Source organism: uncultured Flavobacterium sp., from assembly GCF_937967675.1.
Lineage (GTDB): Bacteria > Bacteroidota > Bacteroidia > Flavobacteriales > Flavobacteriaceae > Flavobacterium.
This window is the reverse complement of record NZ_CALBSN010000102.1, coordinates 1-11,734: the sequence shown is the minus strand read 5'-3', so window position 1 is coordinate 11,734 and position 11,734 is coordinate 1. Positions and strand designations below refer to the sequence as shown.

The following is an 11,734-nucleotide window of genomic DNA, read 5'->3' as shown; positions in this document are numbered from 1 at the left end:
CAGGCGCTTTGTATTGGTCCCAAATTTCTAAAATTGTTTTTGGTGCTTCCGATGAGAATCGTGGCTTTCAAAAAATGGGAACACAATTACATCCGAAAACCCAAGTCATTTCGGGAGTTTTAGAAAAAGAATGTGCCGATTTAATGAAAGCTTTTTTTAAAAATAAGCGATAAATTCCAAAACGTAATGATTTTCTGTAACTTGGTATGAGTTTTGATACTACATTATTTGTAACCAACTAACACTGTTTCTTTATGGAAAACAAATTAAAATCAACCTTAGTTATTGGAGTTTCAATAATTATTACCGCACTTATTTTAGGCACAGCTTTTAAAAATCGAAACGAAAATTTAGACACTATTTCCGTTGTAGGATTAGGAACTACAGATTTTGTTTCCGATGAGATTTTATGGTCGGGAAGTTTTTCAACTAAGAGTTTTGATATTAAAGAAGCCTACAACAAAATGATTTCTGATCAAAAAATTGTGGCTGATTTCTTCATGAGCAAAGGATTTAAAAAAGAAGAATTTACTTTTGGAGCCGTTCAATTCAACAAACGATTTAGAGAAGTACGAACCGAAAATCCAGAGAATGCCTATCAAACCAAATACGAACAAGTATTTGATGGTTATGAAGCGACTCAAACCATCACTTTTTCAGCAAAGAAGAATCCAGATTTGATGAAACGAATCGAAGAAGTTTCAAGTAAAACATCGGAATTGATTAATTCAGGTATTGAGTTGACTTCTAATTCTATTCAATATACGTATTCTAACTTACCTAATTTGAAGCACAGCTTAATCGAAAAAGCTTCAAAAGATGCGAGCGAAAGAGCTCAAAAAATTGTAAAAACAGCCGATGGAAGTTTAGGTAAATTAAAATCAGCCAGCATGGGAGTTTTCCAAATTACAGGTCAAGGCTCAACCGAAGAAGACAGCTATGGAGGAAATTTTGATACCTACAGCAAAAACAAAACCGCAAGAATTACTGTACGATTAGAATATGAATTGGATTAAAATTTAAATTTTATATACAAAAAAACCGCCAATCTTTCGAAAGGCGGTTTTTTAATTTATTTAATTTCATTTCCTTCTTTGTCAAAGAAATGATATTCCAAATACGTGTAAGCGTCACGAGGTATAATTTTCACCCATTTCTTATGCTCAAAAAACCATTTCGAACGTAAGGATGGAAAACCTTTAGTAAGGTATGCTGCCACAAAAGGGTGTGCGTTTAAAACAACCTTTTTGTGGTCTTTAATAATGCGTTCAAGATCAGACGTAATTTTGTCAATAATTAAAATCGGAGCTTCGATTTCCCCATTTTCATTATTTGGGTCTTCTTCTCTCGTTTTAATATTAACTTCTGGTCTAACTCTTTGTCTAGTAATTTGAATTAATCCAAATTTACTAGGAGGCAAGATTTTATGCTTGGCCTTATCGTCACTCATTTCTTCTCTTAAGAAATCGTACAATACTTTGCGATTTTCGGGATTTTGCATATCAATAAAATCCACTACAATAATTCCGCCCATGTCTCTAAGTCGTAATTGACGTGCAATTTCGGCTGCAGCAATCATGTTTACTTCTAGAGCAGTATCTTCTTGGCTAGTTGCTTTTGCTGAACGATTTCCACTGTTCACGTCGATAACGTGTAGAGCTTCTGTGTGTTCAATAATTAAATAAGCACCTTTGCTCATGGAAACTGTTTTTCCAAAAGACGTTTTTATTTGTCGCTCAATATTATATTTTTCAAAAAGAGGCAGTTCCTTAGACTGATAGTGTTTTACGATTGACACTTTATCCGGAGCTATCTCTTGCAAATACTCCTTCGTTTCAAGATACAAATCTTCATCATCAACATGAATACCTGTGAAGGTATCATTAAATACATCTCGTAAGATAGAAGAAGCTTTATTCAGTTCTCCTAATACTTTTGATGGATGATGAGCCGTTTGTAATCTTCTACACATAGCAGACCAACGGTCCATCAATGTTTGTAGATCTTTGTCTAGTTCGGCTACTTTTTTGCCTTCGGCTACTGTTCGCACAATAACACCGAATCCTTTTGGTTTAATGGATTGAACCAATCGTTTTAATCGATCTTTTTCTTCTCTTGATTCTATTTTTTGAGAAACAGAAACACGATCTGAAAAAGGAACTAAAACTACGTATCTTCCTGCTAACGAAATCTCAGAACTAATTCTGGGACCTTTAGTCGAAATAGGTTCTTTCACTACCTGAACTAAAACTGATTGATTGGCGCTTAGAATGTCGGTTATAACGCCATCTTTATCAATTTCAGCTTCAAAAGGAAAATTTTTGAGTGAATAATCTTTTAATTTACCTGCGCTTACAAGTTTAATAAATTTCATCAAAGAAGGTAAATTTGGACCCAAATCGTGATAATGCAAGAATGCATCTTTTTCATGGCCTAAGTTTACAAAAGCGGCATTTAAACCAGCCACAGGTTTACGGATTTTAGCAATAAAAATATCGCCAACCGCAAAATTGCTTTGCTTTTCTTCTTCTTTGTGTAATTCTATTAGTTTTCCATCTTTTAATAAGGCAAAATCTACAGCATTTGAACCCGATCTAATAATTAACTCTTTGTTCATGCAGTACATTTTTATCCATACTTTTAAAGTTAGAAGTTAGAAATTAGAAGTTAGAAAAATTCTAAATTCTGAATTTTAAATTCTGAATTCTACTCGTACAGATGGATTAAACATTTTTTACAGGCAGTTGTACCTGGGAATCAACTTAAAATTGATTCATTTCAATGAACTTTTTTTCTAAAAAAGAAAAAGTAGTTTTAAACTACTTTTTCTTTTTATGACGGTTTGCTCTCGCTCTTTTTTTACGTTTGTGAGTTGCTACCTTATGTCTTTTTCTTTTTTTACCACTTGGCATAACATGTTGGTGTTTAGATTAATAAATAGTTTTTATACTGTAACTTCTGTTTTTTCTTTAACGCTTTCAACAAAAACTTTAGCAGGTTTAAAAGCTGGAATGTTGTGAGCAGGAATTTTAATTGTAGTGTTTTTAGAAATGTTTCTTCCTGTTTTTTCAGCTCTTGTTTTGATGATAAAACTTCCAAAACCTCTTAAATAAACATTATCACCTGATTCAAGCGAGTTTTTTACCTCTTCCATAAAAGACTCAATAGTTGCTTGTACATCACCTTTTTCAAGTCCTAATTTTTCTGAAATTTTCGCTACGATGTCTGCTTTCGTCATTTTCTTTCGTATTTATATTTATGTGTATTTTTTTGAGTTTGCAAATATAAGAATTAAAAAAACAATAATTCAACCTTAATTGATTAAATTTTAATTACTAAAGATTTATTTTTGTTGTCTCAATTTAAAAACATGGATTTTTCTAACTCTTTAATTCATTGGTATTTACAAAATAAGCGCGACTTACCTTGGCGAAATACGACTGATCCGTACCCTATTTGGCTTTCAGAAATCATGCTTCAACAAACGCGAGTGGCGCAAGGTTTACCTTATTTTTTGTCTTTTACTGAGGCTTTTCCAACTGTTTTTGACTTAGCCAAAGCTGATGAAGAACACGTTTTAAAACTTTGGCAAGGCTTGGGTTATTATTCCAGAGCTAGAAATCTTCATGCAACTGCAAAACACATTGCTTTTGAATTAAATGGCGAATTTCCTTCCAATTATAAAGAATTATTAAAATTAAAAGGTGTTGGTGAATATACCGCTGCCGCTATTGCCTCTTTTTCATTTAACGAAGCTGTTGCGGTATTAGACGGAAATGTGTTCCGCGTTTTGAGTCGTTATTATAATGTAGAGAGTGATATTTCTCTACCAAAAACAAAAACAGAATTTCAACAATTAGCGCAAGAAGTATTAGACAAAAAGAATCCTGCTCTATTTAATCAAGCGATTATGGAGTTTGGCGCTTTGCAGTGTGTTCCAAAAAATCCAAATTGTGAAGCTTGTATTTTAAATTCGAGTTGTGCTGGACTTCAATATAAAAAAGTAAACGAACTTCCGGTTAAGACAAAAAAAACAAAAGTCACGCCTCGTTATCTAAATTATCTCATTTTAAAAGATTCTGAATCAAGTTTCATTGTTCAAAAGCGCGAAGGAAAAGGAATTTGGGAAAACTTATACGAATTTCCAGTATTTGAAACCGAATCGCAATTATCGGAAAATGAAATTATCGAAGAAGTTTCTAAAATGGAATTCTTCAATTTGCAACCTATTGAAATAATTTTACTTCATAATGATATTAAACTGCATAAGTTATCGCACCAACACTTAAACATTCGTTTTTTTGAAGTGCAATTCGATTCAAAATTACCTGATTCAAAACCAATTACAGAAATAGAAAAACTACCTTTTCCAATAGTAATTCATAATTTTATTGTTGCAAATTATTGTAATTCACTTTAAATTACTATTTTTGATTAACCCTAATAAAAATATATAAGCCATGAACGGAACATTAAACAAGGTTATTTTGATAGGTCATTTAGGTGACGAAGTTAAAATGCATTACTTTGAAGGTGGTAATTGTATTGGACGTTTTCCTTTAGCGACAAACGAAGTATACATCAACAAAACCACTGGGGAAAAAATTACATCAACAGAATGGCATAACATTGTTGTTCGAAATAAAGCAGCCGAAATTTGCGAAAAATACCTTTCTAAAGGTGATAAAATTTACATCGAAGGTAGAATAAAATCACGTCAATGGCAAGCAGAAGATGGTGCTACAAAATACACTACTGAAATTCAGGTTACCGAATTTACATTCTTAACTACCAAAAAAGATACTGATTTAAGCAAATCATCTTTACCAACAGGTAGTGCTCCTGACGATTTTAATGTTTAACTAAATTGAATTAATTTGGATCCTGACCCGGCCAGTTTTCTCTCTTCGATAGATTTTGAATTCCTTTTTGGAATACTAGCAATTTTGATATTGCTCGCTTGTTCTGCCTTTATTTCGGGTTCAGAAGTAGCCCTTTTTTCTTTATCTCAAAAAGATATCGACGATATTTCAAACAAAGATTACAACAGTGGAAAGCTTATTTCGGGTTTATTAGAAAAACCTAAAAAATTGTTAGCTACCATTTTAGTCGCTAATAATTTTGTAAATATTGCTATTGTAATCATTTTCTCTTCTTTTAGCGAACGTTTGTTTAACGGAATCGATTCTTCAGTTCTTCGATTTGTTATGGAGGTTGTAGTGGTTACGTTTTTTATCTTACTTTTTGGAGAAGTATTGCCAAAAATTTACGCTAATAGAAACAACATTACTTTTGCAAAAAAAATAGCTATTCCAATTTCGATTTTGAATAATTTACTCTCTCCAATTAGTGTTCCCATGAGAAACGGAATTCTTTTTATCGAGAAGAAACTCAATATGCAAAAAGGAAATTTTTCGGTTGACCAGCTTTCACAAGCTTTAGAATTAACCTCACAAACGGATACAACTGATGGCGAACAAAAAATCTTAGAAGGAATTGTAACTTTTGGAAACACCGAGGTGCGTCAAGTAATGAGTCCAAGAATTGATGTTTTTGCTTTAAATATCGAAGAAGCTTTCGATCAAGTAATGCCAAAAATTGTTGAAAAAGGCTATTCTCGAATTCCAGTTTATAAAGAAAATATCGATCAAATTGAAGGAATCTTATTTGTTAAAGACTTGATTCCGCATATTGATAGTGAAGATTTTGATTGGACCAAATTATTACGACAACCTTTCTTTGTGCCTGAGAACAAAAAACTAGACGATTTGTTGAAAGATTTTCAAGGCATGAAAAGTCACTTAGCGGTAGTAGTGGACGAATATGGCGGAACTTCTGGAATTATTTCTTTAGAAGATGTTTTGGAAGAAATTGTAGGTGATATTAGTGACGAATTCGATGATGAAGATTTGATTTATTCCCAAATTGATGATAAAAATTTCCTTTTCGAAGGTAAAATTAGTTTGAAAGATTTTTATCGAATTCTAGATGTAGATGAAAACGAATTTGAAAGTAAAAAAGGTGAAGCTGAAACTCTAGCCGGATTCTTACTCGAGATTTCTGGAAATTTTCCAAAAAAAAGACAGAAAATAACATTCCATAATCTTATTTTTACCATCGAAAATGTAGATAAGAGAAGAATAAAACAAATAAAAGTTACGTTATTGTAATTATGATACAAAATATAGTAAAATTAAGTTGTTTGGGATTGTTTTTAAGTTTGATTTCTTGTGGAGATGAAACCTTACCAAAACCAAAAGGACAATTAAGTTTAGAATATCCAAAAGCGAAATATTCTAAATTAGATTCTAATTGTTCCTTTACTTTTGATAAAAATGATTTAGCCTTAATTAAAGATAAATCATGTGCTTTCGAAATCAATTATCCAAAGATGAAAGCTACGATTTACTTGACTCATAAAACAGTAAATAATGATATTGATAAATTATTACGCGATGCTCAAAAACTAACTTATGACCACGTTGTAAAAGCAGATGATATTCTAGAACAACCCTTTATTAACAACAAGAAAAGGGTTTACGGAATGTTCTACGAAGTTGGAGGAAACGCAGCAACAAATGCCCAATTTTACGTTACTGATAGCACTAAAAACTTTATCGTTGGAAGTGTCTATTTTTATGCAAAGCCTAATTTTGATTCTATTTTGCCAGCCGCTCAATATCTAAAAGATGATATGCGTAGGATAATGGAATCTTTGGAATGGAAATAATAAAAAACGCCCTGAGATAATCAGGGCGTTTTTTTTTATTACATCTTTTTCGACTCCGTTACTTTGTAAGAATCGCCGCCAGCTACACCTTCAATGGTTTTGGTTAGAGATTCTAATGATTGTTTTTCTGCATCGAATTTTACAGTAGCAATTTTAGTGTCGAAATCCACAACTGCTTGTCCAACACCTTCTTGTTCAGCTAATTTATTTTCAATAGTTTTAGCACAACCCATAGCGCAAGTCATTCCGTCGATAGTAAAACTTGCAGTTTGCATTTTGGCTAAATCCGCTTCAGAAACAATTTCTTTTTTAGTTTCTTCAACTGCAACTTCTTTGTTTTCTTGTTTGCAACTTGTTAATGAAAGTGTCATTAAAAGCGCTAAACCAATATTTTTTAAATTTTTCATACCAATAAATGTTAAATTAAAAGTCTCTAAATAAAGACTATGCAAAATTACAAAAATTCATAGTGTTATTTTCAAAATAAAGCCTGAATTTTGACGAACAATTTAGTGCTATGGAAAACAATTCGACAAAATGGTATTTATTAGGTTTTTTAGGTTGCGTTTGGGGAAGTTCCTTCATCTTAATGCAATTGGGTTTAAAAGGTGTGAATTCGGTTCAATTAGGAAGTTTACGAATTCTTTTTGCAGCTTTGTTTTTGATTGTTGTTGGATTTAAACAAATTCCTCAAATTCCATTGCATAAATGGAAATACATTGCGTTAACTGCTTTGTGTGGTACTTTTGTTCCAGCTTTTTTGTTTGCTTTTGCACTTTCAAAAATTGACGGTTCCATCAGTTCGATTTTAAATTCGTTAACTCCTTTAAATACCTTGTTAGTAGGATTGCTGTTTTTCGGAATGAGCGTTCAAAGAAGTCAGGTTTTTGGAGTTATTATTGGGTTTATTGGTTGTGCTTTGCTTGTTTTATTTGGTGAAGGAGAAAATACAACTGAAAATTATTACTACGCAATTTTAATTGTAATTGCTTCGATTTTTTATGGTATCAATGTCAATTTGATAAAAAAATACTTATCTGATTTAAAACCATTAACAATAAGCACAGGAAACTTTTTGATTATGTTTTTTCCGGCTTTGATTGTTTTGTATTTTACGGGCTTTTTTGATATGGTTCACGAAACAAAAGTGCAAACCTCATTAGGTTTTATTGCGATTTTAGGTATTGTTGGGACAGGATTTTCGAATATTTTATTCTTTAAGTTAATCCAATTGTCGTCACCTGTTTTTGCTTCTTCGGTAACTTATATTATTCCAGTGGTGGCTTTTATATTAGGTAATTTATTTATGGAAGAAACACTTTCTGCAATACAACTACTAGGAGCTTTAATTGTTTTAGTTGGAGTTTATTTTTCGAGTAAAAAATAAAAAAGCGCCCAATTTCTTGAGCGCTTTCCAGATTCATGTTTTGTTTATTATTTGAAATCTGCATCCGTTACACCTTCGTTAATTTTAACTTCAGTAGTAATTAATTCGATTTCGATACCAACATTCATGATGGTTTTATATGGGAATTTTAACCCTTTAACATCTTTATAATCTTGATAGTAAGTAGTCTGAGTCATTTTTTGACCACCTTGCTCTAACTCTTTAGCTTCAGCTACTTTGTATCCTGTTTTTACATCATAGAAATAAGTAGATTTTCCATTTTTGATAGCATAAGCGTCAGCACCATTAATATTTTCAATACCCGTTAAAGTAATATCTTTATCTGTTAATAATGCTAATTCTTTAAAATTATCCGCCATATCTTGCATGTCTTTCAAATCTTGGTCTTTGAAATCTTTTCTTTGACCTTGTTGTACCATGTAAGCTTCTTTTTCGTTAACCACTTGTTTCATCATTACCATTCCCATAGCCTTCATTTCAACGCCTAATTTTTTAGGAGCTGTTTTTACAACTAATTCTAATGGAGTTCCTTGAACTGTACCTGATGACATTACTGCTAGTGTTTTTACGTTTTTAACGGCTTTTTCTCCACCAATAACATTGATGTAGTTGTTTAATACGGTCTGAGCTGTTACGCCTGCAGGAATAGGTTTTTTAACTTCTGGCTTTTCTGTTGGATTACCATATTTGTCAAAGTAGAAAATTGGTAATTTTTCTCTTTTACTCATGGCTTCTAATCCAGGTAAGACATCAGCCGCTTTTCCTACTATAACTACTCTCGTGTAGTCAGATAAGAAATATTTGTTAGCTGCATTTTTGATATCTTCTGCAGTAACTGCATTGATGTTTTTTATGTAGTTTTCATAGAAATCTTCAGGTAAACCTTGTGTTTCTTTGTTTAAAGCGTAACCTGCGATAGTTGATGGTTTTTCAATTTGCATTACGAAGTTACCTACATATTTTGCTTTTGCGTTTCTTAAATCTTCTTCAGAAACTAATTCTGTTTTGATTCTTTTTAACTCATTGAAAAATTCTACAACTGCGCTATCCGTTACTGTGTTTCTAACTGACGCACTTGAACGGAATTTGTTGATGTATTTTCCAGCTCCAATTGAAGAGTAAGCTCCGTATGTCCAACCGTGTTTTTCACGTAAGTTTAAGAATAATCTTCCTTCTCCGCCGCCACCTAAAATTTGGTTAGCTAATAAAACTGAAAAATATTCTTTATCTGTCATTTTTAGGTTAGACAAGTTAACTAAAGCGATTTCAGATTGTACTGCATTTGGAGCGTCAATAAAGTTAATTTGGCTGTATTGAACGTCTTTTGGATTTGAATAAGTTAACTGTGGAGCAGTGGCCTTTTTCCAGGTTCCAAAAAGTCTTTCTACTTCTTTTTTAACTTCTTTAAAGTTAACATCTCCTACAATTACTAAATAAGCATTTGCTGGAACGAAATACGTGTTATAGTTCATAACAACGTCGTCTAATGTTACATTATTTAAAGTTTCTTCACTAGTAAATTCTCCTTTGTAGTGCTCTTTTCCAAATGTTAATACGTTTTCTACTCTACGAGCAATAGCGGTAACACTTTTTTCATCTGATTTTAAACCTTCGATGATTTTTTCTTTTTCTTTTTCGAATTCTTTTTGGTCAAATAATGGGTTTAATGCACCATCTGCCATTAATTCTAAAATTCTTTTGGAATATCTAGAAAGTCCATTTGCTGAAGCTCCAGAGGCATAAAAATTGATATCCGCTCCTAAGAAGTCGATTTCTTCGTTGTACGCATCTTTAGTAACAGTTTCTGTTCCATTACCTAACATTCCACTTAAGATATCAGAAACTCCTTTTTTATTTCCTTCAGCATAAGGTGGATTGTCCAATGTTAGATTGAAAGAAACACGAGGTAATTTATGATTTTCCACAACTAAAACTTTCAAACCGTTCTTAAGTACAAAACTTTGTGGTTTATTAATGTTAATTGCTGGAGAAGGTCCTGCTTTTGGTTGTGGTCTGTCTTGTGCTTGCATAGTTATTGTTAAAAATAAACTGACTGCTATATAAATAAATTTTTTCATATTCTTCAAATCTTAGTTTTGAGCTTTGTCTTTAGCAGGAACATAATCTAAAATCATTCTTTGGTTTGAGTTTAGATATTTTTTTGCAATGTCTCTAATTTCTTCTCTTGTGATAGAACGGTAAATGTCGATTTCAGTATTGATTAAATTGATATCGCCATATAACATATAATAGGTTGCTAAATTATCAGCTATTCCTTCAACAGAAGCGTTATTGCTTACGTAGTTGCTTTCAAATTTATTTTGAAGTTTTTGGAAATCTTTTTCAGAAATTAATTCGTTTTGCATTTTTGCAATTTCCTCATCAATTTCTTTTACTATAGATTCTGTTGTATTTTGTCCCATTGGTAAACCATAGATTAAATACATTCCGTAATCTTCTTGGCTGTAGTTGAAAGCTCCAATTTGTAAGGCCATTTTTTTGTCGTCTACAATTTTCTTGTATAATTTCGAACTTTTACCATCGGAAAGGTAAGAAGAAATCATATCTAATACTCGAGCATCACGAGATTTCATAGATGGTGTTCTGTAAGACGCTACCACCATTGGAATTTGAATATTTGGATCTTGCCAAGTTGCTTTAAATTCCTGTGTTATTGGTGCTTCTTCATATTTCTGACGCGTTATAGGTGCGCCTTTAGGAATTGAACTGAAATATTTTTTCACCCATTCTTTTGCTTGCGCTTTATCAAATTGACCTGCAATTACTAAAACTGCATTGTTTGGCACATAGAATTTTTTGTTGAACGCTAAGAATTCTTCTAAAGTAGCTGCGTCTAAATGCTCCATTTCTCCAATGGTTGTCCATTTATATGGATGCACTTTGAACATGTTTTCTTTAACTGCTTTAATTAAATTACCGTAAGGTTGATTATCTACGCGTAATCTTTTCTCTTCTTTAACTACTTCGTTTTGTGTGTCAACACCAATTTGATTGATTACAGGATGCATTAATCTTTCTGATTCCATCCATATAGCTAATTCTAAATTGTTTGATGGAAAAACTTCATAATAATACGTTCTGTCATCAGTTGTATTTGCGTTATTATTTCCACCGTTAGCGGTTACTAGCTTAAACCAATCGCCACGGGCAATATTTTTTGTTCCCTCAAATAAAAGGTGTTCGAAAAAATGAGCAAAACCAGTACGGTTTGGTTGTTCGTCTTTAGCTCCTACATGATACATTACAGAGGTAATTACAACGGGAGCGGAATTATCTTGGTGCAGAACAACGTGTAATCCGTTGTCTAAATCAAATTCCTCAAATGTTACTTTTTGAGCAGAAGCAGTTCCGCCAAGCATTAGTGCAGTACTCAAAGCCATCAAAGATTTTTTCATACGTTATTAATTAGTTTTGATATAATTATATGAGACGCAATTTCGTGATATTGTTACAATTTCAATCGTAAAAAACATTAAAAATTCTATTTTGATATATTTTATTTAAAAGTATAGTTGTTTGGTTTATAAATTATTGTATATTTGCAACCTTAAAATTTTTAACTAAAATCATTGTTA

General features: G+C 32.1%; 11 protein-coding genes and 1 pseudogene. 7 read left to right on the top strand and 5 right to left on the bottom strand.

The genetic code is table 11. The features are described 5' to 3' along the window. Both Q0075_RS06945 and Q0075_RS06940 read left to right on the top strand, forming a co-directional pair. A pseudogene (locus tag Q0075_RS06945) lies at window positions 1-173 on the top strand (nucleoside deaminase); the annotation flags it as partial. An 81-nt stretch (window positions 174-254) separates the two neighbouring features. Next, window positions 255-1,016: an SIMPL domain-containing protein gene (locus Q0075_RS06940; protein WP_297868875.1), complete on the top strand. Its 762-nt coding sequence runs from the start codon at window positions 255-257 to the stop codon at window positions 1,014-1,016. A 56-nt stretch (window positions 1,017-1,072) separates the two neighbouring features. Here the strand turns inward: Q0075_RS06940 and Q0075_RS06935 are convergent, their stop codons facing one another. Together Q0075_RS06935 and Q0075_RS06930 are read right to left on the bottom strand one after the other, a co-directional pair. Beyond that, window positions 1,073-2,617 carry a ribonuclease E/G gene (locus Q0075_RS06935; RefSeq protein ID WP_297868874.1) on the bottom strand — a complete coding sequence of 515 codons (1,545 nt, stop codon included), beginning with the start codon at window positions 2,615-2,617 and terminating at the stop codon, window positions 1,073-1,075. 327 nt (window positions 2,618-2,944) lie between these two features. Then, window positions 2,945-3,238, bottom strand: coding sequence for an HU family DNA-binding protein (locus tag Q0075_RS06930; RefSeq protein ID WP_297868873.1), 294 nt, complete (start codon window positions 3,236-3,238; stop codon window positions 2,945-2,947). A gap of 132 nt (window positions 3,239-3,370) precedes the next feature. On the opposite strand from Q0075_RS06930, the gene mutY reads away from it, so the two are divergent. From mutY to gldD, 4 genes are read left to right on the top strand one after another with little or no spacing between them, the layout of a single operon-like run. Further along, window positions 3,371-4,420 (top strand): A/G-specific adenine glycosylase, encoded by a 1,050-nt coding sequence (mutY, locus tag Q0075_RS06925; protein ID WP_297868872.1) that lies wholly within the window; start codon window positions 3,371-3,373, stop codon window positions 4,418-4,420. A 40-nt stretch (window positions 4,421-4,460) separates the two neighbouring features. After that, window positions 4,461-4,862 (top strand): single-stranded DNA-binding protein, encoded by a 402-nt coding sequence (ssb, locus tag Q0075_RS06920; RefSeq protein ID WP_026725353.1) that lies wholly within the window; start codon window positions 4,461-4,463, stop codon window positions 4,860-4,862. Between the two features lie 15 nt (window positions 4,863-4,877). Then, entirely contained in the window at window positions 4,878-6,170 is a 1,293-nt protein-coding gene (locus Q0075_RS06915) for a gliding motility-associated protein GldE (RefSeq protein ID WP_297868871.1), read from the top strand. Between the two features lie 2 nt (window positions 6,171-6,172). Beyond that, window positions 6,173-6,730, top strand: a complete 558-nt coding sequence (gldD, locus tag Q0075_RS06910) for a gliding motility lipoprotein GldD (RefSeq protein WP_297868870.1) — start codon at window positions 6,173-6,175, stop codon at window positions 6,728-6,730. A gap of 38 nt (window positions 6,731-6,768) precedes the next feature. Here the strand turns inward: gldD and Q0075_RS06905 are convergent, their stop codons facing one another. Further along, window positions 6,769-7,137 (bottom strand): heavy-metal-associated domain-containing protein, encoded by a 369-nt coding sequence (locus Q0075_RS06905; protein WP_297868869.1) that lies wholly within the window; start codon window positions 7,135-7,137, stop codon window positions 6,769-6,771. A 110-nt stretch (window positions 7,138-7,247) separates the two neighbouring features. Here Q0075_RS06905 and Q0075_RS06900 point away from each other — a divergent pair, with 110 nt between their 5' ends. After that, the gene (locus Q0075_RS06900; RefSeq protein WP_297868868.1) at window positions 7,248-8,117 is read left to right on the top strand and encodes an EamA family transporter; all 870 of its coding nucleotides are present in this window, start codon (window positions 7,248-7,250) and stop codon (window positions 8,115-8,117) included. Between the two features lie 47 nt (window positions 8,118-8,164). Here Q0075_RS06900 and Q0075_RS06895 read toward each other — a convergent pair whose 3' ends face one another. Beyond that, window positions 8,165-10,216, bottom strand: a complete 2,052-nt coding sequence (locus Q0075_RS06895; protein WP_297868867.1) for a pitrilysin family protein — start codon at window positions 10,214-10,216, stop codon at window positions 8,165-8,167. 12 nt (window positions 10,217-10,228) lie between these two features. Further along, a complete protein-coding gene (locus Q0075_RS06890) occupies window positions 10,229-11,554 on the bottom strand; it encodes a pitrilysin family protein (protein WP_297868866.1) in 1,326 nt (441 codons plus the stop codon). Window positions 11,555-11,734: the final 180 nt, after the last annotated feature.